Genomic DNA, 23,504 nt, shown 5'->3' with positions numbered 1-23,504 from the left:
ATTTCCTCCCAAAACTACGCCTTTTCCAACTTCGCCTTAAACGAAATTTCCCTTGGCGTTTCAATATCCTCAAACTTTATGACATAAGCACCTTTATCCGTGTTGATATCCAGTATTTCACCTTCACCCATAATGCGGTGCAATACCTTATCACCTTTAGTAAATACTGCTTTTTTTGCAGTCTGCCCCTGCTCCATTCGTTTATCCATCCCTCGGATATAATCCCAGGCATCTTTCTGAACACTTTCTGCCACAGGCTTTGCGTATTCCAGCAGCTTATCATCAATCTCCAGCAAGAATCTTGAGGGGTATCTTAGAGACGCATCAAAATTCAGGCCAGAGGCTGCAGACAAATAGAGCCTTTTCTGTGCTCGTGTAACAGCCACAAAGGCCAGCCGCCGTTCTTCTTCCATCGCCTGCTCTGTTCTGGTTTTTCTGGAGGGGAATATGCCCTCATTCAATCCACAGAGGAACACATAAGGAAACTCCAAACCTTTGGCCGCGTGAACAGTCATCAGCTTTATTTTATCCCCCTGCTCAGCCGTATCACTGTTGGTTAAAAGTGCCACTCTTGCCAGATAATGCTCCAGCATGGCTTCTTCCCCGCAGGAAGTTTCATACTCATAGATGGCCTGTTTCAGCTCTGCCAGATTATCCAGACGTTCCTGACTACCTTCCGTGCGCAGCATTTCTTCATAGCCGCTGGCATCTAATAGTGCCGACAGCACCTCCGATACCGGCCTGCCACTATATGTTGCCGAAAATTCCTCTACAAGCTCCACAAACCGATTGGCTTTGGTTCCCTTAATCAATTCATGGTCAAGGGTGCTTTTTAAGGCATCATAAAGGCTGCACTTATTCTGCTCGGCATATTCCTGCAGAAATGCCATTCTACGCTCCCCAAGGTTACGCTTGGGGACATTGACTATCCGCTGGAAAGACAGGTCATCCCGATAGGCAATCATGCGCAAGTAGGACAGGGCATCCTTGATTTCCTTCCGGTCAAAGAAATGTATCCCGCTGTAAAGCGTATACGGAAGTTCCTCCTTCATGAATACTTCTTCGATAGAACGGGTCAAATAATGCGCCCGATATAAAACTGCGATATTTCGGTAAGGCACATCCTTTTCATGCAGCTTTTCAATCTCCTGCGCAATCCATTGGGCTTCTTTTTCCGGCGATTCATTGCTGGAACACAGGACAGATTCACCATTTGGCAATGTTGGCACCAATTTTTTCTCTATCCGATATCGGTTATGAGCAATCAGGTCATTGGCCACAGCCAGAATTTCCGGCGTAGAGCGATAGTTTTCCATCATGTAAATGGTCTTGCATGGCTTGAATTCCTGGTCAAAGTTCTGTAAATAACGGATATTAGCCCCACGCCACGTATAAATGGTCTGGTCGGGGTCACCTACGACAAAGAGATTCTTATGATAGCCGCACAAAATCTTCATCAAACGGTACTGCAGCTCATCAATATCCTGAAATTCATCAATCATGATGTATTCCAGACGCTGCTGCCATTTCAGCCGCAATTCTTCCTTCTGCTCAAAGATATATAAGGTAAACTTGATGAGGTCATTGTAATCAAGGCCAAAGCACTTCTTCTCCTGATACAAATAACCATAGAAGATAATGTCCTTCGGCTCCACAGCCCTTTCATACTTTTCCTTGATGGCCTCCTGCGACATGGCAATCATATCCTGATAGTATTCCGGCTCGGTGAAAATCTTTCGTATCTCAATCATATCCCTCGCCTTAGCAAAGGTCATATCCCGCAGGGAAAGCTTTCTCTCCTCGTAGATAATCTTCAGCATGGCATCAATATCGCTGTTATCCAGCACCAGGAAACTCTTGGGGTATTGTACGGCATAACTGTCTTCCTGCAGTACGGACACGCAGAATCCATGAAACGTATTGATATAGCCTGTGTCATTATCCCCTGTAAGCAGATGAATCCGTTTCCGCATCTCTGTAGCCGATTTATTGGTAAAGGTTACGCACAGGATATTTCCCGGCATAATGCCGATTTCATTTACCAAATAGGCAAATCTATGGCTCAGTGCTCTTGTCTTGCCGGAACCAGCCCCGGCCAGTACCCGCACATAACCTTCCGTCTCTGTAACAGCCTCCAGCTGCGCCTTATTAAGCCCTGCTAAAAGCTCAAACTCATTCTCCTCCATATCCGTCTCCTTGATTATTGTCAACCTTTATGCAGCAAAGCTGCTTGTTTTACCGATTTATGCCTGTACCGCTTGCGACCTTTAGTAATCGCAGGCAAATCAACCACAGCCATCCGCCTTTGCACTGCCGTTATTCGTTACTGACAATTATACCGCTACCTTACATATTTTTCTATAATTCCTCGAAACAATGTTATTAAACCGCATTCTTCATGCTCCTTGACAATCTCTCCGAGGATGAACAAAAGAGTATCACTATTTGCTGCAAAAAAAGACAAGGTAGCTGCATTTATGTGCAGCTCACTCTTGTCTTTTTCACAGCCTTTTCTCTTTCATCCAATTATTTTTTTTGCGTAATTGCCAACACACGAACCGGCAATCCCGTAGCCTGTTCAATATTAGGCCAGGCAGCGAACAGCAATGCTCCCACCGGTGCTACTCTATCCAGATTATTCAATACTTCAATCTGCAGCTTTCCCTTGCTGAGCACATAGCGTTCGCAAGCCAGATCACCGGAAGCAGCAGCTACAGCACTGGCATCCGTATCCAAGGTTTCATGGCCATTAGCTGCCGCATTGCGCACCTCGTAGATATACTTCAATGCTTCCAGTGACCAGCCGGGAGCATTTTCATTGCCATCTTCATCTATCCCCGACAATTTATCCATGTCCGGCCAATTCTTTGCCCAACCAGCATTAAGCGCAACAAAAGCTCCATCCGGGATATCTCCATATTTTGCTTCAAAAGCCTTGATATCCTCCACCGTAACAGCGTAATGCACGTCCTCACGCACCTTATCGCGAATATCTATTACGACCAATGGGTAAAGCATATGCCTGACACCAAATTTTTCCGACAGAGGCGCATCTTTGACAAAATGACCAGGAAAATCAATATGCGTGCCAAACTGCCCAGGAAACTTGAATGTTTGAATCAGGCATTCAAGCATAGGATTGCCCCAGTCAAATACAGTCTTGGATAGCTCCACCGCCCCCTCAGGTATACCCGCCCAGTAAGGGCTGTCATTGTTTACGGAATGGCTTAAATCTACCCATTCATATTTCTCCGACTGCAGCTCATTGATAAGATTCCATAACTGATGACTCATAGAATGCACCCCCACAACTATTACATATCTATACAATAGGTAATATAATACATTCTAGAAGGTGTGTCAACATTTATTGCAAAAAAGCAGTCTTATCCCCTGTTTTTAGTATCATATGTACGTTTACATTAAACAAAGATACATATTACCTATTTCTGGCATTTTCCTTCTCAGTCGTTACAACATGGCCAGAAGCAAGCAAAATCAAAGCGTTTCAGGATTCTTTCCGTTGTAGCAACGCCACGCTCTCCACATGCGAAGTACACGGGAACATATCCACAGGCTGTACTTTCACCGCTTTATATCCCAGTTCGTCAAGGATGGCGATATCGCGGGCGAGACTAGCGGGGTTGCAGGAAACGTAGACAATGCGTTCCGGCTGCATATTGGCAAAGGTTTCGAGAACCGTCGGCGTACAGCCTGCACGCGGTGGGTCTACGACCACTACATCTGCCCGGACGCCCTGCTTGTAGAGACGCGGCATAACCTTGGTAGCATCACCCACGATAAATTCAGCATTGCGCACGTTGTTATCGCGGGCATTTTTCTGCGCGTCAAGAATCGCCGGCTTCACGATTTCGATGCCGATAACGCTATGCGCTTTCTGCGCGAGGAACAGGGTAATCGTACCCGTACCGCAATAAGCATCAATAACCGTTTCCTGACCGCTCAGGTTCGCATATTCCAGCGCCTTGTTGTAAAGAACTTCTGCCTGACTTGTGTTGACCTGGAAGAAAGAGCGCGGCGAGATATGGAAGTTCAGGCGGCCAATGCTGTCCTGAATGGTCGGGCGGCCCCAAAGGAGTTTCGTATCGCGGCCCATAATGACGTTGTTATGGTAGGTCTGGATATTCTGATGGACGCTGACCACCTTGGGCAGTCTTGCCCGCAACATTTTGACAAATTCTTTTTCCTTGGGCATGGTCTTGGTGGCCGTGACGATAACCACCATGATGTCACCATTCTTGCCCACACGTCCTACCACATGACGCAGTACGCCGGTATGTTTGTCCTCATTATAGACGGGAATATTCAGCTTGGTGACGATTTCCCGCACAGCATTGACGACTTCGTTGTTGCCCTCTTTTTGAATATGGCAGTCCGTTGTGTCAATGATGGCATGGCTCCCTTGCGCAAAGCAGCCGATAATGGTCTTGCCCTTGTCACGGCCGATGGGGAACTGCATCTTATTGCGGTAGTTCCACGGCGTAGCCGCTCCGATGGTGGGTTCAACATGCAAATCCGGCTGTTTGCCGATACGAGTCACCGCGTCGATAACCTGCTGACGCTTGGCGTTCAGCTGAGCCATATAGTCAAGGTGCTGCAGCTGACAGCCGCCGCATTTATCATAAATGCCGCAAATCGGCTCCACTCGGTCCGCACTTTGCTTGATGATTTTTTTGACATGCCCCTTGGCATAGGTCTTTTTGACCTCATCAATAACAGCTTCCACCGTTTCCCCCGGCAGGGCGTAGGGCACGAAAACCGTAAACTCTTCATAGCGGCCTACGCCTTCACCGCTGGTACCCAGCGTGTTGATTACGATTTCATAAGCTTTTCCTTTTTCGACGGGAACTTTTTTGCTCACTTTTATTTCCTTCCTTACCTATAAAACACAGAACAAATATTTACTATTCTACCATAAATATGTTCCCCTGCAAATACAAGAACAGCATGGAAATGACTCCATGCTGTTCAACTTGGCCAATATTTTATTGCAGCCGAAATTGCACAGTCTGACTCACTGCGCATCTTACCGGTTCTTCATACACATTGAGCGCTGGAGAAAAACGATAGCGATAAGCGGCCGCTACTGCCGCATCATCCATCGAAGGATAACCGGAGGACGCCGCCACATTTGCGGTTTCCACGCTGCCGTCTTTGCCCACAACGACACGAACCCGCACGGCACCCTCTATGCCCTGACGACGCAAATCCTCCGGATAGGCCGGATTTGCTCCTGCGAGCAGACGGGGCGGCGTCTTGGGGCGCTGGGCAGCAGTACTATCCCTAGCGCCGCTGCCTTGACCCGAACCTCCTTCTCCGCCTTGGCCATTGCCTTTTTCTCCGCCGTTACCGCTATTAGCGACACCTTCTCCAGTCGCTGAACTGCCCTGACCGTTGCCGCCAGTTGTAGTACGAACCGCAGCATTTTCGCCTTTCTCTGCGTTATCCCGCTGTTTTGACTCCTTGTAAATTTGCTGCGTTTCGGGCTGACGCGTATAGTTTTCCGAAATCTCCGGTGCCGCAGTACTGGCTGAATAAGACACCTCTTCGACCGCAGCTTCTGCCCCGGCATCGCTGGTATCACCTGCGCTTGCTCCGCCCGCTTCTGCCTGTTCGACATCATATAGCGCTACATCCAGCACCTTTTCCGGTTCAGCAGATACCTGTGCAAACAGACCGGTCAATGCCACGACCACAAACAGAAAAATATGCACAGCCGCCGAAATGCCCCAGGCATAGAGTTTATCCTTATTTTCATTCATCATGAGCAGCACCTGTCTCGGCAGCCAGGCCAAAGCGGGCAATCCCCGCACCGCGCAGTTTATCCAACAGGCCAATCACCATACCATAGTCCATCCCCTGGTCAGCTCTCACGACCACAGCAAAGCGCGGATTGCGCTTATATTCCTGCTTGGCCCGCGCCAAGAGGTCATCTTCAGCAATGGGCTGGTCTTCCAGCCACAAAGAACCATCTGCCTTTAAGGTAACCAGATAATTTACATTCATCTGCGTTTCAGCAGTCTGCGCTTTGGGCATATTCACATCCACCGTTTTGATATTCACCATATAAAGCGTACTCATCATAAAGAACACCAACAGAAAAAACATAATATCAATCATGGGGATAATCATGACTTCCGGCCGGGCAAAGGCCTTTCTGTCCCGCAGTCTCATAGCGTACCGCCTTCCATGACCAGCTGTCCCGCAGCTGCATGCTCAGCACCTTCATGCAGACGAACAAGATGCTCTTCAACCAGCGAGAAACACTGTTCCATATCCGTAATGATACTTTCCAGACGCTGCGAGAAATATGCATGTACCGTGAGCGCTGCAATCGCCACGCAAAGCCCCATCGCCGTAGCGATAAGGGCTTCCCCCACACCTCCTGTGATGGCCGTTGCCTGCCCGGATGCGACATTGAACACGCTAAAGGACGAAATCATGCCGCTGATGGTGCCCAGCAGCCCTAAAAGCGGTGCCATAGTGACAATCACGCTAAGATAATACAACCGCTGACGCATTCTGGACAGAGCGATGCCGGATTGCAGTTCCATATAATGGGCGGCTTGCTCCCGATTTTCCTTCTGCACTGCGGCGATGATGATTTTCGCCAGAACGCCAGGGGCATTTTGCAGTAAAGCTGCAGCTTCCCCATACTGGCCGGCAGTAACCTGCTCATAAAAAACTCGCGCAAAATCCCGCCCGGAATCCATGCGGTTAAAATGCAGGGCGCGCTCAATGCCAATGGCCACTACAAACATGGAGCAAAGCAGCAGTACATACATAACTGCGCCGCCCTTTTGAAAAAATTCTACGCCCGTAACCATATAATCCATATTCATTCCTCACATTTCTTCCTTAAAATTCATGCTGTACGCCAAAGATTACGCTGCGTCCCGGTGCCATATAGTAACCAGACCAGGTTGCAATGGATTCGTAACTTTCATTGGTCAGATTATAGCCTTTTATATAGAACTTGGTCTTATCATTGCAATGGTAGTTCAATACCATATCCAAGGTGGTATAGCGGCTTTTCAGGAAGGCATTATCACCTACTACCCTGCCAGCCACATGCTGCAAGGTCAAATCGCCCTCCCATTTATCCTGCTTATAACTTACGCCAAAAATATAGCGATTGGGCTGATTGTTTTTGCGGTACAGATAATGCCAGGTATTGTCGCTTTCCTTTACCTGTGCATAAGAATAGCCTAACCGTACGGCCCACTGCGGTGAGAAATGATGGCGCAGGTTGAGGTCCAACCCTCGCCGTGTCTCCTGCGCTACATTGTAGTAACGGGTTTTATCCGTATATATCCAATCCAGCGCATTTTTAACTTTGCTGTAATAGAAGGTCGCATCCACATCTGTATTCGCGGATAGTTTTGATTTTATGCCCGTCGTTACCGTTTGGGACTTCTCCTGCTGCAAATTCTCATTGCCTGCCCACCACTGCGTATTGGCATAACGCATTTTCAAGGTAGGATTGTTTACCGCCTGTCCCCAGGAAACGAAGGCACTCGTGGCAGCCGAAAGTTCTTTGTTCAAACCAATATGCGAAGTAAAGTCTGCGCCAAAGTCGCTATGGTCTTCCCATCTGGTGCCTAAATTCAGTGACCAGCCACGTCCCATACGCCAGTTATCCTCCAGATAAAGAGAAGTCGTATTGGCCGAGCGGTCAAGGCTACCGTTATTTTCTTCCTGTATATTCTCGTGATGGAAGGACACGCCGCTGATTAGCGTATGCTTATCGCTGAGCAGCCAGTTTTTCTGATACTCAGCCCCCATGGCTTTCATATCATCTTTGAAGGATGCATCATAATTGCCGTCTAAAGTTTCCTGATTGTGATAAATCCGAAAATAATCCTGCGGCCCGTTTTCTACTTTGGCTGCCCAAGTATAGGTCAACGCATAAGTGCGTACAGTTTCCCGTCCACGGGCATTCGGATAGGTTGGCTGAGCTGTATTGGCGTCCTTTACATTAGCCGCCATGCTTTTATTGGCTTCTGTATTGGTAAAATCAAAGCTGAGTAAATCGCCATTGGTGAATTTTTTATCCAGCGTCAGGGCTTTACTCGTTCTGTGCATGCCCGTATCCGCAATAGACAAATTGCCATTCGACGGTGAGCGGTATTCGATATCTCCCCGCGTTTCCCGGCTTACCGTAAGCGCATAGGTTACGCTGTCATCGCCGCCTTCCACACGCAGAGCACCGCGCCGCTGTTGCTGTGTGCCCACTTCCCCGCGCACCTTTACATGCATGCCCGCCTCTGGCCGCTTGGTGATGATGTTGACTACGCCTCCCATAGCCGCATTGCCATACAGGGAGGAATTGGGGCCGTGCACCACTTCGATACGCTCGATATTTTCCACCTGAAAGGTATCCAAATCCATAAGTCCGGTATCGACACCGCTGATAAGCGGCCCGTGGTTCCAGTTGGTGCGCCGGCCATTCACCATGAGCAGCACGCGGTTATCGCCATTAAGCTCCACATAACTGCCGGTGGTATTGGTTTTGACGTTAATGCCCTTATCGCGCAAAGCATCGGTTACGGTTGTGTAATTCCCCTTGGCCAAATCTTCAGCAGTCACCACGGTAACCTCTGCTGCCACTTCCTGCGAACGCACCTTCATGCGATTGGCCGTTACCACATAATCATCCAGGGAGAACTCCTCCACGGCTAAATCCTCTGCTGCATTTTCCGCAGCGGCAACATACTCTGCCCCACTCAAAGTCAGTGCTCCACAAAGCATAGCTGCCAAAATCTTTTGCTCCTTGTACTGTTTCATTAAGTCCTAAATCCTCTCTTGTATTTATTATCTATGTTTAAGCCTGCCCTCAGCCAGGCGGGATAGCGCATCCAACGCGCGTCCATTGCCACTGTTGACCTCAGCAAAGGGAATGTTGATGATACGTCCCTGCTGTACCGCCCGCAACGGCTGCAGGTCACGATTTTTCTTTACCTGCTCCCAAACCTCCTCATCGGAAAGGTCCTGCCCATCCGGTCCCGGCAGCGAAACATACACCAGATAATCCGGGTCATAGGCGAGTATTCTCTCGGGCCCCACAAAGACCGTTTTCATGCTGACCAGATTATCCAGCCCGGCCTTATCCAGCACATCGTTTATCAGATAACCCGCATCATAAAGGGAATAGGAACTTCTGCCATGCTCCTGCAAGACAATCGCTGTTTCCCGCTCCCGTTCTTTTAGGCATTCAGCTATTGTAGCTTCACGCTTACGGCAAGCCGCAATATAATCAGCTGCCCGCTCCTCCACAGCAAAGATTGTCCCCAAATCTTCGATAAACGGATAAACAGAATTTTCTAGTGTCGGCCGTTCATGGGGAATTGTCGCGGGAACGATATACGCGCCTATGCCATGTTCCTGCCATCCTTGAGGTGCTCCCAATTCCATAGGCGAAAAATTATGTGCCCAGCCGATGATGAGGTCAGGCTGCAAGGCAAATACTTCTTCCTGCGCGGGTATAAATGCCGCCTGCACCTTAGGCAAAGCCGCAAAGCGCGTAACCAGATGCTCCGGTTCACTGCCATAGGCGGCAATCGTCTGCTCAATATGCGCATCCAATCCCAGTTCCAACATTGCCTCTGCGGCTCCGGGATAGAGAATAAGCACACGCTGAGGAATCCCCTTTATTAATGTACGCCGGCTATGTCCATTCTCGTCATAATTTTGTATAAATTGCTTATCGGTTATATTTTCTGAATCTCTACTACAGCCGAACAGCAACGTAGAACAAGTCAGGGCCATAATCAAAAGTACGAGCTTCATACAGCCATCTTCCCCCGTCCATAGACGATAACGGGACGTCCCTCAGGACCTTTGAGTACCTCGCATTGTACGCCGTAAACATCCTGAATGAGCGTTGGAGTCAATATTTCAACAGGACGGCCCGCAGCTGCCAAGCGTCCGCCCTTGAGCACATAGAGCCGCTGACAGTACATCGCTGCCAAATTCAAATCATGCAATACCGCCAGCACACCGACACCAAGACCTGCCGCAATCTCCATAATCTGCATTTGGTAACGTATATCCAGGTGATTGGTTGGCTCGTCCAAAAGCAACAGGCGCGGCTCCTGCGCCAAGGCTCTGGCGAGCACTACGCGCTGCTGCTCACCACCGGACAATGCGGCAAATCGCCGCTTTGCCAATTTTTCTATACCTGCCTGCGACAAGGCGCGTTCCACCGCTTGCCTGTCTTGTGCAGAAATCCTGCCGTTAGAGCCTTGATGGGGAATCCGCCCCATCATCACCATATCCTCAACGGTAAAGTCAAAATTAACCTTATGAAACTGTCCCATCACAGCCAGCAAACGCGCTGATTCAGACAAGGATATATCCTGTAAGTACCTGCCCAAGACAACTATATCTCCCTTTTGCGGCTGTAAAACACGATAGACATTTTTTAGCAGCGTTGACTTGCCACTGCCGTTTGGGCCAATAATGCCCACAAATTCTCCCCGTTTTACAGACAGGGATATATCCTGCAATATCGCCCTTTTCCCCAAGGAAAAGGAAAGGTTCTTCACTTCTAAATCCTGCATAAACGCCCCTTTCATCGTCCCAGACCATTCTCTGTTCGAAAAAGCAGCCGCATAAAGAGCGGTGCTCCAACCAGCGCGGTCAAAATTCCGATGGGTAAATCACCGCTGGGCAACAGTACCCGGCAAAGCACATCCGCCAAAATCAAAAATATCGCCCCCACAATCAGCACACCCGGCAGTACCCGGCGATGGTCAGAGCCCACTACTGCCCGCACGGCATGGGGAATAATCAAGCCGACAAAACCAAATATCCCACAAACCGAAACGATAATTCCCGTAAGCAAGGCTGTAAGGGCCAAATATCTGCGCCGTGCCCCAATGAGGTCCACCCCCAAAGTCACTGCCGTTTCCTCGCCGAGCAGCATGGCATTGAGCTCCCGCAGACGCAAGGCAAAGAAAACAGCTCCCACAAGCACAGCTATTCCCGGCAGCCATAGGCTATCCCAACGCGCACCAGCCAGTGAGCCCATCGTCCAAAACGCAGCACTGCGCATCCCTTCTGCATCATTGGCCAGATAAACGACCAGATTCGCCAGTGCAGAAAATAGCGCGCTGACCACCGCACCCGCCAAAATCAATCGTACAGCCGAAGCACTGCGCTCCTTGCCGGCTAATGCCAAAACAAAGCCCGTGGCGGCCACAGCACCCAAAAAGGCTCCCAACGGAACACCTATCCCCGCCAGGAACGCAGTTCCGCCAAGCAAAATAACGGCTACTGCTCCTAGTGAAGCCCCTGAGGCAACACCTAAAATATATGGTTCAGCTAATGGATTTTGTACTAAGGCCTGCATGACCATGCCACATAGCGACAAACCCGCTCCGGCAAAACCGGCCAGCAGTACCCGAGGCAAACGCAATTCCCACAGAATATCATGATGGGCTGAGGATATGGTTATGCCTTTCATCAGCCCGCTGCGTTCCCCCAGCAGCGCCAGCACTTCCGCTAAAGGAATATCCACCACGCCCACAGATATGGCAAACAAAATCGTAAAAAATATACTGACCAGCCCCGCAGTCAAGTAAACCAAAGGCAATACACTCATTTCCTTTCTTTTATGATTGATTAGTAGCGATAATCATTATATATTGAGAATAATAATCTGTCAACATCTATTTGATTGTATAATTTATTTTTATACGCAAAAGACCTCTTTGATACTAAAAATCATATCATTTTTCAGTATCAAAGAGGTCTTTAATCTATATTCTTTTTCAGAACTCTACCTTGCTGAATAAATCCATTGGCTTATCCAAAAGCACCTTAGCTCCATGTTCTACCAGTTCTTCTTTGGGACGGAATCCCCAGGTTACTCCGACAGACAACATGCCGGCATTCTTTGCCGTATCCATATCTACGCTGGTATCCCCAAAATAGGCAACTTCTTCCGGCTTTACGCCCATCTTTTCGGCAATCAACAAAACCTTTTGCGGGTCAGGCTTGCGCGGCAAATCCTTGCAGTCACCGATAACGGACACAAACATATCTTTTGGAAATAATTTTGCCACGATGATATCGGCTGCCGACTGATGCTTATTGGTGCAGATGCCCAAGGGGATATTCTTGGCCTGCAAGGTCTGCAGCATATCCATAATACCGTCATAGCAATCGGTCTTATGGGTAAGATTGCGGTCATAGCATTCTTTGTATTTTGCCAAAGCCTCATCCACAAAAGCCGAATCTGCGGCTTTGTCAGCAGGCAGGCAGCGTTCAATGAGCTTACGGGAGCCATTGCCCACAAAGTAACGATATTTGTCGATACCATGGGTGGGATAGCCGTAGCTTTCCAGCATCTCATTGGCACTGTCGGCCAAATCGGCCAACGAGTCAATCAATGTGCCATCCAGGTCAAAAATAGCGGCTTTATATTGCATAGGAATCTCCTTTCAAAAATAGGGACTGTAAAATTGCGTTTTGTCGGCAAGTTCGTGATAAAGGTATCCAGTTCATACGTTGTCAGGGGTTCACGGGGGAGTACTTTTGCTGTTTCCGCTAAACGTCCCTCCCTGTCAAGTTAGAGCTATTTAGCGGGATGCGCCGGGCAGGCCAGCGGCGCGTCTTTCAGCGTGCTTTCTAGTTACTACCTGCGTCGGGCCGGTCTTCGCTTACGCTCAGACTGTCGCTCCCACAGCAAAAGCACTCCCCCGTGAACCCAAGAAACGGTATTGACAATCAGCACGAACCGTTGCTCCCGTAACAAGAACATCGATGTAATTGCAGCTTCCAGCCAGAACATATCTGCAGACACAAACGAAGCTTTGGGTGGAGGCGGGGATGCTTATTCGCCGACGGAACGACTGCCTGAACGAAGTGAAGGCTGGCCCGCAAACCGTTGTTACTGGAAACTGAGCTGAATATACGCGCCGCCGGCCTGCCCGGCGCAGGTAACTAAAATAGTACGCACTACTGCTGGCGGGTCATTTAGTGAAGTGGCGAAGAAGTATCCCCACCTCCGCCCCACAAATCTGTAACCAATTGCGTTCAAGCACGCAACTACAAACTGCAATTTGCCAAAAGTGCGTTGACAAATTTTACGTCAACGCACTTTCTGTTTATAAAAGGGATATTTCACAGCCCCTATTATATCAAATTTGTCAGTTTAGCTTTTCCGCCAGCAGTTTGTTGACCATCTGCGGGTTGGCTTTACCTTTGGAGGCCTTCATAACCTGACCTACGAGAGCGCCGATGGCTTTCTTGTTGCCGCCCTTATAGTCGTCAACAGCCTTCTGATTGTTGGCGATAACTTCGTCCACAATGCCTTCGATGGCTTTGGTATCGGTAATCTGTACAAGGCCCTTGTCCTTGACGATTTTTTCCGGGCTGTCGGTATTCGTCCACATTTCCTTGAAGACCTTCTTGGCAATCTTGCCGGAAATGGTGTCCTTCATGATAAGCTGAATCATTTCGCCGAGGCGCTGAGCGTCCACCGGTGATTTGCTGATGTCGAGACCTTCCTCGTTGAGGTTCTTGGCCAAATCGCCCATCATCCAGTTGGCTGCCAGCTTGGCATCAGCGCCCGTAGCCACTACAGCATCGAAGTATTCTGCCATAGCGCGGGAGCTCGTGATGATACCAGCATCGTAATCGGACAGGCCGAAGTCCTTTTCCAGACGTGCGCGGCGGGCATCGGGCAGTTCCGGCAGCTCACTGCGGTACTTTTCGATGGTTTCCTCGCTGGTCACGATAGGCGGCAGGTCCGGTTCCGGCATGTAGCGATAGTCATGGGCATTTTCCTTGCTGCGCATGGACAGCGTAATGCCGCGGGCCGGGTCATAGGTACGGGTTTCCTGCACGATATGGCCGCCGTCTTCGAGAACTTCCGTCTGACGCTCAATTTCGTAATTGATGGCATCCTCGAGGTTCTTGAAGGAGTTGATGTTCTTCATCTCGGTACGGGTGCCGAGTTCTTTCGTGCCAACCGGGCGCAGGGATACGTTGATGTCGGCGCGCAGGTTGCCTTCTTCCATGCGGCAATTGGACACATCGATGTATTCCATGATGGCCTTGATTTTTTCCATATAAGCGCGGGCTTCTTCAGCCGAGCTCATATCCGGTTCGGATACGATTTCAAGGAGGGGCACGCCGGTACGGTTGTAGTCAACGTTACTGGACGCGGAATCCTTGATGGTCGTGCCGGAATGCACGAGCTTGCCGGCATCTTCTTCCATATGGATACGCGTCAGGCGAATGCGTTTCTTTTCGCCTTCCACGTCAATATCCACCCAGCCATGTTCAGCAATCGGCAGGTCGTACTGGGACGTCTGCCAGTTCTTCGGCAGGTCAGGATAGTAATAGTTCTTGCGGTCAAACTTGCTGTACTTGTTGATTTCGCAGTTCGTGGCAAGGCCAGCCTTGATACCGAACTCCACCACACGCTGATTTACCGTGGGCAGTACACCGGGCATACCCAGGCAAACCGGGCACACATGGGTGTTCTGGTCAGCACCAAATTCCGTGGCACAACCGCAGAAAATCTTGGTTTTCGTCTTTAATTCGCAATGTATTTCCAGGCCAATGACGGCTTCGTACTTCATTCGTTGTTACCTCCCAGCTGCGGCATTTTCGTGTGATACTCCTGGCTCTGTTCATAGGTGTAAGCCGCACGGATAATGGTTTCTTCATCCAGCGCCTTGCCGATAAGCTGCATGCCGATAGGCATTCCCTTGCTGCTCATGCCGCAGGGAATGGAGATGCCCGGCAGACCAGCCAGATTCAAAGGTACGGTGCAGGCATCCTGCAAGTACATCTGCAGCGGGTCGCCAGCCATTTCGCCAATCTTGAAGGCTGTCGTCGGCGCAACAGGGGCCAAAATTACATCTACCTGTTCAAAAGCCTTGGCATAGTCTTCCGCTACGAGCGTACGCACTTTCATGGCTTTGAGGTAGTAAGCATCATAGTAGCCGGCAGACAAGGCGTAGTTACCGATAACGATACGGCGTTTTACTTCCTCACCGAATTTTTCCGTACGGGTGTTGGTCATCATGGCGACGAGGTCTTCACCTTCCACGCGTTCACCATAGCTTACGCCGTCATAACGCTGCAGGTTGGTGGCTGCTTCAGCCGGAGCAATAAGGTAATAGGCAGAAATTGCATAATCCGTATGCGGCAGGGAAATCTCAACGATTTCGGCGCCCATTTCCTTGTACTTTTCGATAGCCGTGCGAATAGCCTTTTCCACTTCGGGGTCCATGCCCTTGACGAAGTATTCTTTCGGCAGACCAATTTTAAGGCCTTTCACATCTTCCACCAACGCCTTGGTGAAATCCGGCACTTCCGCAGCGCTGGAAGTGGAATCCATGTCATCATGGCCGGCGATGATGTTGAGGATGTTCGCGCAGTCCGTCACATCACGGGTCACAGGGCCAATCTGGTCCAAAGAAGAACCATAAGCCACGAGGCCATAGCGGGAAACACGGCCGTAGGTCGGCTTTAAGCCTACCACGCCGCAGAAGGATGCCGGCTGACGAATGGAGCCGCCCGTATCGGAGCCAAGCGACCAAATCGCCGTACCAGCAGCTACGGATGCGGCACTGCCGCCCGAAGAACCGCCCGGTACACATTCCGTATTCCAGGGATTGCAGGTCGGATGGTACGCAGAATTTTCCGTGGAACCGCCCATGGCGAACTCATCCATGTTGAGCTTGCCCAGGATAACGGGATTTTCGGCTTTGAGCTTGGTCATAACCGTAGCATCATAAGGCGGCACGAAGTTTTCCAGAATCTTGGAGGCACAAGTCGTCTTTACGCCCTTGGTGCAGATATTGTCCTTGATGGCGCCCGGGATACCTTCGAGGAAGGAAATCTCCTCACCGCGGGCAATCTTTTCGTCCACGGCCTTAGCCTGAGCCAGAGCTTCGTCACGGGTAATGGTCAAATATGCTTTAACGTCGCCTTCCACCTCGTCGATGCGCGCCAGCACATCTTCGGTGAGCTCTACACTTGTAATCTCTTTATTCACCAGCATATCATGGAGTACATGAGCCGGTTTTTCATATAATCTCACGTTCAATCCTCCTGCCTTAGTCTTCCAGAACCTTCGGTACTTTGAAGTAGCCGTCTTCCTTGAGCGGAGCATTCGCGAGCGCTGCCTCACGGTCAAGGGATGCTTTCACTTCGTCCTTGCGGAACACGTTCTGCATGGGCAGGGCGTAAGTGGTCGGCTTAACATTTTCCGTATCCAGCTCGGACAGATTGTCCATATAGGTCAGGATTTTATCCATCTGGTCAATGTACTTGTCCTCCTGGTCGGCAGGAATTGCCAAACGAGAAAGAACCGCTACATTTTGCAAATCTTCTTTGGTAACTTTCATTTTCTCACCATCCATAGATGTTTATTGTTATCGCTAGGAAACATACTTCAATAGTATAGCACAAATACGGCCGCTCTAAAAGTTTTTCATCTTCAAATTCCGTAAATACGCTTTGTGCTCCGGACTGACCCGTCTGCTCTCAATCGCCTTCTGAATCGCCTTGTTATGTGTCCATGGCGCCAAACGTCGCTCCTCAATATAGGGCAATGATGCCTCATACTGCTTAGCCAGAGCCGTTGCAAAATACCAGGCAATCATCATATTGATATAATATTCCTCTGAGCGGATTTGCGCGACCATTTCAAAATAGGAACGGTCAAAATCCTCATCGAGGAAATGCACCATCAGCATACCGATGGCATAGCGCACAGTGTAAGTACCTTCAGCGTTCAGCCATGTCTTAATCTGCTGTAAAAGTTCCGGCCTATGCTTCTTAAACACCTTCGGCGACATCTGGTCGCAGGTCGCCCAGTTATCCACATAGGGCAGAAATTTTTCCAAGTACGCCATGCACGGTTCATAATCCTTCATTGCCGAAAGAATAAAGGCATGGAGCTGATTTTCCTCATGATACGCATGCGGCAAGTCCTGAAGAAATGCCTCCGCCTTCCCTGCCGCCAGGACTTCTTTGGCCAACTGCCGCAGGGCCGGTGTGCGCACGCCGATTATCTTTTCCGGTGCTATATTGGGTATCAGTTTACTGCTGAATTCCTGATAGTTTTTATCCTGCATGCTAAACAATTTTTTTTGAATGTTCATCTGCACGCCTCCCCAACAATTCTTTAGCCACAAGCTCACTTCTTATCCGCAGAAGTAAATCATCATCGTGTTCTTTAGACAAAAAATTCATACTGCCATACCAAACCAAATCATCATCAAAAACCGCATAATGACAATTGAGATCATTCTGCGCTTCGACGATAACTCCCGCAGCTGTCATTGCTTTTTTGCTAAGTTTTGCCAAATTTTGTTGTTTATCGCTATACACCTCATCGGGTAATGTTATCACCGTTATCTTCGGTTTGGGCTCACCCAAGTCATTTATCCGTTTGATAAATTCCACTACCCGTCTGCGGCTCAACCAGGGACTTGAGATACAAATACGTTCAGCAGCCTTAGAAAAATCCTGCCAAAAAACTTCCTGATAATCGTTTACCGTATAAATGACATTGTTCCCTTCGCCTGTCGGCGCAAACAACTTATACCCCATAGCGGCATAAGCCTTTAACCGTTTTTGATACATGCGTTCCAACATTTTCACATGCACATCCACATAATCATAAATAATTACGTTTTCCTTGCCTGAAAAGTCCCGATGCAAACGGCCTGCATACTGAGCCAAATTTCCCTTCCACGATATCGGCACGGTCAGAAAAAGCGTGTCCAGCCGAGGAAAATTAAAGCCTTCGCCAATATATTTTCCCGTAGCAATAATTGCTATCCGCTTCTGTTTTTCCGCTTCCTGCAGCCGATTTTGACGCTCCCGTCGTTCTTTAGCTGAGCCACCGCCTAATAAAAGCACTGCATAAACATCATGCGCTTGTAACTGTTCGTAAATATATTCAGCATGTTCCTTAAATTTGGTCAGTACTAACGGCGTGCGTCCTTCAGCCAGACTGTTGAGTATATCCGCTAACAGTAAGTCATTGCGCTCTTTATCACCAATGAGCAACTTGTAAAAATCATTGATGGTCGCCCTATCTGTAGTCACCGGGGCAAATGCGGTAAACCGCGGATAGATCTCATGACGAAAATCCTGCATCTTGCCACGTTCTTTTTCCGTAAGCCGATAGCGCAGCGGCCCCAACTGCATGAACATAATTTTTTCATGACCATCATCACGTACAGGCGTAGCCGTAAGGCCGTAAACATATTTGGCTTTGACATTCCACAATACATTTTCAAAAGTAGCTGCACCAGCATGGTGGCATTCATCCATGATGACCATACCATAATCCTGCAAGCGTTTATCCACTTCATCATCCCGGCCCAAAGAAGAAATCATTGCTATGTCCACGATGCCATGCAAAGAATCCCGCCCACTATACAACGTACCTACTATGCTGGTTTTACGTTTTCCCTTAATCATAGGTAACGCTTCATCAATCTGCAGGAACTTTTCAATATCCTGTTGCCATTGCCGCATCAACTCGCGATTATGAACCAAAATCAAGGTATTTACCTTACGACTGGCAATCAAATAAGTTCCCAGAACTGTTTTTCCAAAACCAGTAGCTGCCCCCAAAATTCCCCCATCATGTGCCAGCATAACATCAGCTGCCTCCTGCTGACCTGGTTGCAATTTTCCTTTAAAGGAAACCTTTATCGCCTTACCTTGCTTTCGACAGTCCTCAAAAACAAAGGGTACTTTAGCCTCCGACAGTAACGATATTAAATCAGTCAGTAATCCTCTGGGCAAGGTAACATAATCATCGACTTCACGAAAGCACTGAATCCGCCGCGGTATTTGCTTGGTCGAATAATGCATGGCCTGCATTTTGTAAAACTGCGGATTGCTAAATGTTGCCAGTTGTCTTATACGATTAAGCGAGCGCGGCTTAACCGCGGCTTTGGGAATATATATGCAATTGGCCAATGATATTTGCAATTTGCTCGTGAAGTCTTTTGCTTCCAGCGACAAAACACGCTTTCCTTCCCAGGGCCTTGACTGCTCTGTATAATCTGCACATTCCTCTTGGACAACTATAGCTTTGCTTTCGCTCCAAGCCCTTATCTTCTCCGCTACAAAATCCGCAGTAAGTGGTTTTATATTGGCCAAATACCCCCACTGGTCAGCCACTGCCTGCCAATTTTCATCAACGAATACAGAATTATGCTGCTTGCGTGGCAATCCTTGCAATGGCAGAGCAATCAGATTTCCCAAGCCGCCCGCCGGCATCTCATCCTGATTGGGCAGCATCCTGTCGAAGGTGTTAAAATCCGTCTGCTGCATGACCTCTGCCCCTTTTTCCAGCAATAAGCGGCCAAAAAGTCTCGCCGTCTTAGCGGCTATCGGTTGGGCAAAAAATAACCAGACATGCGCTCCATTTCCTGACCGTGAACGTTCCAAAGCTGAATCTATACCATAAGCATGACATATTTTTCTTAACCCTAGAGCCTCATCCTGCCAATAGCAAGCCGAACCATCATGGTCATCAAAATCGAACACCAAAAATTTACAGGTTGAATCTTCCAATAGAGCATATGTTCCCGCCACAAAGGATTTTCCCTTTTCATCCGTTCCGAGCAAATGCTGACGAGCTACCTGTTCGGTGAACGGCTGCCATTTATGCGCATTGCACGCATTACACTTTACCGGCTTACGTAAGCGCTTAGGACACACATCCTGCCAAAAGTTAACACAAACCGGAGAATACCCTTTGCGCCCCTCGGTTGTTTCCCATCGCTTGGCATAGACATCCCTGCGAGCAACAAAGAGCTTCATAAATAAATTTATCCGCCGTTGTTCCTCAGCCTGTTTATCCATCACAGCGGCAGGTCGTACTTCCATTTTTTCCTGCCAAGCGATACCATGTTCATTTAGCATAGTTCGCAGATGCAGATTTTCTTTGGCCAATCTGCGATTTTCCTGTCGCAGCCACTCCAGTTCTGTCACATTTCTCCCTCCTACAACATGGTAATCGGGTCAATATCAATGGCCACATCCGTGCGCAGATGCAGCTTCTGCTCCCGCAAAAAGGCCTGCACCGCAGGCAAATCGGCGGTCTTAATCAGCACGACAAAGCGGTAGATACCACGGAAGCGGGCAATTACCGCAGGCGACGGACCGATAATCTGCTGCCCCTTTACGCCGTCGAAGTATTCGTTAAAGGCCGTCACCAAATTTTTGGCATTGCCCTTGGCAGTGTTTTCATCTTCATGTTGGAACAACAGTTTGACCAGCCGGCTAAAGGGCGGATAGAACAAGCCCTGCCGCATTTTCATTTCCTGCTCGTAAAAGCCTTCGTAATCCTGGGCAATACCACAGGTCACGGCATAGTGCTCCGGATTATAGGTCTGAATCACCACTCTGCCTTGATGTTCATGGCGCCCTGCCCGGCCGGCCGTCTGGGTAATCAGCATAAAGCAGCGCTCTGCCGCGCGAAAGTCCGGCATGTGCAAACTGGAATCGGCGCTGATGATGCCCACCGCCGTCACATCGGGAATATCATGCCCTTTGGCTACCATCTGCGTGCCCAGGAGGATATCGTATTGTTTCTCACGGAACTTCTGCAGGATTTCCTGATGGGCAAATTTGGTATTGGTCGTATCCCTGTCCATGCGGATAACGCGGGCAGACGGCACCAGTTGGTGAAGTTCCTGCTCCAGCTTCTCTGTACCGGAACCGAAATATTTAATGTAGCGGCTGCTGCATTTCGGACATACATCGGGCACCGGCTCCGTCACATCGCAGTGATGACAGGACAGTTTGCCGTTCTTATGATAGACCAGCGGCAGGCCGCAGAGCTTGCATTTAATGACCTCGCCGCAGGAACGACACATGACAAAGGTGGAAAAGCCCCGCCGATTCAGCATGATGATAATCTGCTGGTTCTGTGCCATAGTCGTTTCAATCAGCTGCTGCAAGGCCGCTGACATGATATGTCGATTGCCCATGCGCAGTTCCTGCCGCATATCAATGCATTGCACAACAGGCAGGGGCAGATTGCCGATACGTTTGGGCATATTGAGCAAGGTCAGTTCCCCGGCCTTTGCCCGATAATAACTTTCGAGTGAAGGGGTCGCACTCCCTAGCAATAGTACCGCCTGATGGATTTTTGCCAGTTCCTCGGCCACAACCTTGGCATGATAGCGGGGCGATTCGTCCTGCTTGTAGGACATATCCTGCTCCTCGTCCATGATGATTAGGCCCACATCACTAGCCGGCGTGAAAAGCGCCGAGCGCGCACCGATAATAATACCTGCCTGACCGCGCCGCACCCGAAGCACGGCATCATTGCGTTCCGCCAAAGACAAGCGGCTGTGCATAACGACAATATCCTGCGCAAAATACGCCTTAAAGGCCATAACCACCTGACCGGTCAGGGCGATTTCCGGCACCAGCACAATAACCTGTCGCCCGGCCTGCCGGACTTTCCCCGCCATTTCGATATAGACCTGCGTCTTGCCGCTGCCGGTTACGCCTTTCAGCAAAAAGCCCTGATATTCCCGCTTGTTTACAGCCGGTTCCATCGCCGCTATAGCCGCTTTTTGGTCAGTAGTCAGTTCCACCTCTGCGTGCACTGCTTCTGCATTACTATAACTGTCCCGCATAATCCGGCGATTTTCCATGCGGATAATGCCATCCGCCGCCAGCGCCTTTAAGACCTGCGCCGATATCTTTTGGGCTTTGAGCTCCTTGACCGCCATTTTGCCGCCCGCCGCCGCGAGGACCTCTAATGCATGCGCCTGTGCTTTTTTCCGCTTATAGTCGTTAAGCAGTTCTTCGTTAACTTCCACCTGCAAAACGGCGTCCTGCTCATAGCGGGCTTTTTCCCGCTTGTCCGCCGCATACTCCCTGCGGATAATGCCATACTGTACCATCTTGTCCAGCATGGCCGGCAATTCCGCCTTTAACTCCGGCAGTTTTTTCCCTAAGGCCAGACGGCTTGCCGGTTCTGCAGCCAAAGCCTCATAAACCTGCCGATAGGTGGGCATATGCAGGAGGATATGTTCATGCTGCATGGGGTCGCTTTCATAGAGCACCGTAATTTTCAGGCCGCTTTTCCCCGGCATAAAGAGCCGCATCATCTCCGCCAGTGAGCACAAGTAAAAATCCGCCAGCCATTTCGCTGCCCGTAAAACCGGCGGCGTAAACCAGGCTTCTTCGTCCACCGCAGCTTCAATGGGCTTTAGCTTGCCCTGCATATCACCAAGTTCTGCAGCAGACTGCTCCGCCACGGACAGAATAAAACCTTCCACCTTGCGCCCGCCGAAGGGCACAAAAACACGCCAGCCTGTTTCCAAATAGGAAAGCTCGGCTGGCACGCTGTAGGTATAGGCTTTAGCTATGCTTTTTACGGGAATATTGACAAAGACGCTGGCTGTCAGCATGTATTTTTAACCACCATTCATAAATCGTTTGTATCTTTAAATTCTAACATTCCCCCTGTGAATGCGCAACAAATTATCCAAAACGCCGTAACCCCCTAACTTTAGTTATGGGGATATAAGGCGTGTCCACCGAATTTACGTAAGTAATTGAAGGTGGACAATTACTTTTTAACTTGTGTTGTATTATCTTTCTTAAAGTTGTATAATACAAATATGGGAGAAATAAAATATCATTCAAGCCACAATATCGTATATTCATGTAAGTACCATATCGTGTTCTGTCCCAAGTACCGCAGAAAAGTGTTGGTCAATGGCGTTGACACCAGACTAAAGGAGCTGGTCAAGTCAATCTGTGAAGAAATCCAAGTCGATGTAATCGAAATGGAAATCATGCCAGACCATGTGCATCTTCTACTGGAGGTTCACCCGCAGTTCGGTGTTCACAAAGCCGTAAAGACTATCAAGGGCAAGACCTCTCGTATCTTGAGGCAGGAATTTCCATGGCTGACAACTAAACTGCCTAGCCTATGGACAAACAGCTATTTTTGCTCCACTGTCGGTGGTGCTCCGCTTAACATCGTGAAGCAGTATATCGAGAGCCAAAAAACATCGCAAAGGAAGTGAGAAAATGGACAAGTACACAATGGGCTTCAAATTCAGAATATATCCGAACCATGCCCAGCAAGAACTCATTAACCATACTCTGGGCTGTTGCCGATTTGTGTTCAATCATTTTCTCGCCATCCGTAGAGATGAATGGACTGCAAACCATAAGTCTGTAACCTACAATCAGACCAGTGCCATGCTGACGGACTTGAAAAGGTATGAAGAGTATAGCTGGCTGAAAGAGGTAGACAGCATGGCATTACAGGAGTCTTTGAAGAATCTCGACACAGCATACCAGAATTTCTTCAAACACCAAGCAAAATACCCACGCTTCAAATCCAAGCATAACCATAGCCAGTCCTACCGCACCAGGAATCAGAGCAAAGGCGTCCGTATCGTAGGGAATCGAATTAAACTGCCAAAAATCGGAGCTGTGAAAATCAAGCAGAGCCG

At 49.1% G+C, this 23,504-nt stretch carries 19 protein-coding genes; 2 read left to right on the top strand and 17 right to left on the bottom strand.

Annotated elements, in window-relative coordinates:
• Nucleotides 1-14 precede the first annotated feature (14 nt).
• From G598_RS0110315 to priA, 17 genes are all read right to left on the bottom strand, one after another.
• Nucleotides 15-2,186 (bottom strand): ATP-dependent helicase, encoded by a 2,172-nt coding sequence (locus G598_RS0110315; protein ID WP_026766902.1) that lies wholly within the window; start codon nucleotides 2,184-2,186, stop codon nucleotides 15-17.
• Nucleotides 2,187-2,526: 340 nt separating this feature from the next.
• Nucleotides 2,527-3,294, bottom strand: coding sequence for a cyclase family protein (locus G598_RS0110310; protein WP_026766901.1), 768 nt, complete (start codon nucleotides 3,292-3,294; stop codon nucleotides 2,527-2,529).
• A 214-nt stretch (nucleotides 3,295-3,508) separates the two neighbouring features.
• The gene (rlmD, locus tag G598_RS0110305; RefSeq protein WP_026766900.1) at nucleotides 3,509-4,882 is read right to left on the bottom strand and encodes a 23S rRNA (uracil(1939)-C(5))-methyltransferase RlmD; all 1,374 of its coding nucleotides are present in this window, start codon (nucleotides 4,880-4,882) and stop codon (nucleotides 3,509-3,511) included.
• Between the two features lie 124 nt (nucleotides 4,883-5,006).
• A complete protein-coding gene (locus G598_RS18675; protein WP_080657011.1) occupies nucleotides 5,007-5,786 on the bottom strand; it encodes a TonB family protein in 780 nt (259 codons plus the stop codon).
• Nucleotides 5,776-6,195, bottom strand: coding sequence for an ExbD/TolR family protein (locus G598_RS0110295; protein WP_026766898.1), 420 nt, complete (start codon nucleotides 6,193-6,195; stop codon nucleotides 5,776-5,778). Before G598_RS0110295 ends, G598_RS18675 begins: the two co-directional genes overlap by 11 nt.
• Nucleotides 6,192-6,857, bottom strand: a complete 666-nt coding sequence (locus G598_RS17690) for a MotA/TolQ/ExbB proton channel family protein (RefSeq protein WP_037363946.1) — start codon at nucleotides 6,855-6,857, stop codon at nucleotides 6,192-6,194. The genes G598_RS0110295 and G598_RS17690 overlap by 4 nt, the downstream gene beginning before the upstream one ends.
• Before the next feature lie 22 nt (nucleotides 6,858-6,879).
• Nucleotides 6,880-8,808, bottom strand: coding sequence for a TonB-dependent receptor plug domain-containing protein (locus tag G598_RS17685; RefSeq protein WP_051180196.1), 1,929 nt, complete (start codon nucleotides 8,806-8,808; stop codon nucleotides 6,880-6,882).
• Between the two features lie 27 nt (nucleotides 8,809-8,835).
• Complete coding sequence (locus G598_RS17680; RefSeq protein ID WP_051180193.1) at nucleotides 8,836-9,810, bottom strand: ABC transporter substrate-binding protein; 975 nt, start codon at nucleotides 9,808-9,810, stop codon at nucleotides 8,836-8,838.
• Nucleotides 9,807-10,583, bottom strand: a complete 777-nt coding sequence (locus G598_RS0110275; RefSeq protein ID WP_026766897.1) for a heme ABC transporter ATP-binding protein — start codon at nucleotides 10,581-10,583, stop codon at nucleotides 9,807-9,809. Before G598_RS0110275 ends, G598_RS17680 begins: the two co-directional genes overlap by 4 nt.
• 11 nt (nucleotides 10,584-10,594) lie before the next feature.
• On the bottom strand, nucleotides 10,595-11,611 hold the full coding sequence (locus G598_RS0110270; RefSeq protein ID WP_336433147.1) for a FecCD family ABC transporter permease: 1,017 nt from the start codon (nucleotides 11,609-11,611) through the stop codon (nucleotides 10,595-10,597).
• A gap of 184 nt (nucleotides 11,612-11,795) precedes the next feature.
• Nucleotides 11,796-12,455, bottom strand: coding sequence for an HAD family hydrolase (locus tag G598_RS0110265; protein ID WP_026766895.1), 660 nt, complete (start codon nucleotides 12,453-12,455; stop codon nucleotides 11,796-11,798).
• 720 nt (nucleotides 12,456-13,175) lie between these two features.
• Nucleotides 13,176-14,615 carry an Asp-tRNA(Asn)/Glu-tRNA(Gln) amidotransferase subunit GatB gene (gene gatB, locus G598_RS0110260; protein ID WP_026766894.1) on the bottom strand — a complete coding sequence of 480 codons (1,440 nt, stop codon included), beginning with the start codon at nucleotides 14,613-14,615 and terminating at the stop codon, nucleotides 13,176-13,178.
• Nucleotides 14,612-16,084 (bottom strand): Asp-tRNA(Asn)/Glu-tRNA(Gln) amidotransferase subunit GatA, encoded by a 1,473-nt coding sequence (gene gatA / locus G598_RS0110255; protein ID WP_026766893.1) that lies wholly within the window; start codon nucleotides 16,082-16,084, stop codon nucleotides 14,612-14,614. The genes gatB and gatA overlap by 4 nt, the downstream gene beginning before the upstream one ends.
• 16 nt (nucleotides 16,085-16,100) lie before the next feature.
• A complete protein-coding gene (gene gatC / locus G598_RS0110250) occupies nucleotides 16,101-16,391 on the bottom strand; it encodes an Asp-tRNA(Asn)/Glu-tRNA(Gln) amidotransferase subunit GatC (protein WP_026760529.1) in 291 nt (96 codons plus the stop codon).
• A gap of 75 nt (nucleotides 16,392-16,466) precedes the next feature.
• A complete protein-coding gene (locus G598_RS0110245) occupies nucleotides 16,467-17,150 on the bottom strand; it encodes a DNA alkylation repair protein (RefSeq protein WP_026766892.1) in 684 nt (227 codons plus the stop codon).
• The gene (locus G598_RS17675; RefSeq protein WP_051180191.1) at nucleotides 17,125-20,007 is read right to left on the bottom strand and encodes a TOTE conflict system archaeo-eukaryotic primase domain-containing protein; all 2,883 of its coding nucleotides are present in this window, start codon (nucleotides 20,005-20,007) and stop codon (nucleotides 17,125-17,127) included. The genes G598_RS0110245 and G598_RS17675 overlap by 26 nt, the downstream gene beginning before the upstream one ends.
• Before the next feature lie 11 nt (nucleotides 20,008-20,018).
• Nucleotides 20,019-22,445, bottom strand: coding sequence for a primosomal protein N' (priA, locus tag G598_RS0110235; protein ID WP_026766891.1), 2,427 nt, complete (start codon nucleotides 22,443-22,445; stop codon nucleotides 20,019-20,021).
• Between the two features lie 213 nt (nucleotides 22,446-22,658).
• Here priA and tnpA point away from each other — a divergent pair, with 213 nt between their 5' ends.
• Together tnpA and G598_RS0110225 are read left to right on the top strand one after the other, a co-directional pair.
• A complete protein-coding gene (gene tnpA, locus G598_RS0110230; protein ID WP_037363939.1) occupies nucleotides 22,659-23,069 on the top strand; it encodes an IS200/IS605 family transposase in 411 nt (136 codons plus the stop codon).
• Nucleotides 23,070-23,073: 4 nt separating this feature from the next.
• Nucleotides 23,074-23,504, top strand: a 431-nt coding sequence (locus G598_RS0110225) for an RNA-guided endonuclease TnpB family protein (RefSeq protein ID WP_026766889.1), incomplete at its 3' end; no start/stop codon positions are given.

It is taken from the genome of Selenomonas ruminantium subsp. ruminantium ATCC 12561 (genome assembly GCF_000424065.1).
GTDB classification, from domain to species: domain Bacteria; phylum Bacillota; class Negativicutes; order Selenomonadales; family Selenomonadaceae; genus Selenomonas_A; species Selenomonas_A ruminantium.
The sequence above is the reverse complement of the archived record's forward strand: the minus strand, read 5'-3'. Positions and strand labels throughout refer to the sequence as shown.

Excerpts from the sequence above, each read along its gene's own strand:
- priA (WP_026766891.1), bottom strand. The coding sequence starts at position 22,445 with ATGCTGACAGCCAGCGTCTTTGTCAATATTCCCGTAAAAAGCATAGCT.
- gatC (WP_026760529.1), bottom strand. The coding sequence starts at position 16,391 with ATGAAAGTTACCAAAGAAGATTTGCAAAATGTAGCGGTTCTTTCTCGT.
- G598_RS0110265 (WP_026766895.1), bottom strand. The coding sequence starts at position 12,455 with ATGCAATATAAAGCCGCTATTTTTGACCTGGATGGCACATTGATTGAC.
- gatB (WP_026766894.1), bottom strand. The coding sequence starts at position 14,615 with ATGAAGTACGAAGCCGTCATTGGCCTGGAAATACATTGCGAATTAAAG.
- tnpA (WP_037363939.1), top strand. The coding sequence starts at position 22,659 with ATGGGAGAAATAAAATATCATTCAAGCCACAATATCGTATATTCATGT.
- G598_RS18675 (WP_080657011.1), bottom strand. The coding sequence starts at position 5,786 with ATGATGAATGAAAATAAGGATAAACTCTATGCCTGGGGCATTTCGGCG.
- G598_RS0110310 (WP_026766901.1), bottom strand. The coding sequence starts at position 3,294 with ATGAGTCATCAGTTATGGAATCTTATCAATGAGCTGCAGTCGGAGAAA.
- G598_RS0110315 (WP_026766902.1), bottom strand. The coding sequence starts at position 2,186 with ATGGAGGAGAATGAGTTTGAGCTTTTAGCAGGGCTTAATAAGGCGCAG.
- G598_RS17685 (WP_051180196.1), bottom strand. The coding sequence starts at position 8,808 with ATGAAACAGTACAAGGAGCAAAAGATTTTGGCAGCTATGCTTTGTGGA.
- G598_RS17680 (WP_051180193.1), bottom strand. The coding sequence starts at position 9,810 with ATGAAGCTCGTACTTTTGATTATGGCCCTGACTTGTTCTACGTTGCTG.
- G598_RS17690 (WP_037363946.1), bottom strand. The coding sequence starts at position 6,857 with ATGGATTATATGGTTACGGGCGTAGAATTTTTTCAAAAGGGCGGCGCA.
- G598_RS0110295 (WP_026766898.1), bottom strand. The coding sequence starts at position 6,195 with ATGAGACTGCGGGACAGAAAGGCCTTTGCCCGGCCGGAAGTCATGATT.
- G598_RS0110245 (WP_026766892.1), bottom strand. The coding sequence starts at position 17,150 with ATGAACATTCAAAAAAAATTGTTTAGCATGCAGGATAAAAACTATCAG.
- G598_RS0110275 (WP_026766897.1), bottom strand. The coding sequence starts at position 10,583 with ATGCAGGATTTAGAAGTGAAGAACCTTTCCTTTTCCTTGGGGAAAAGG.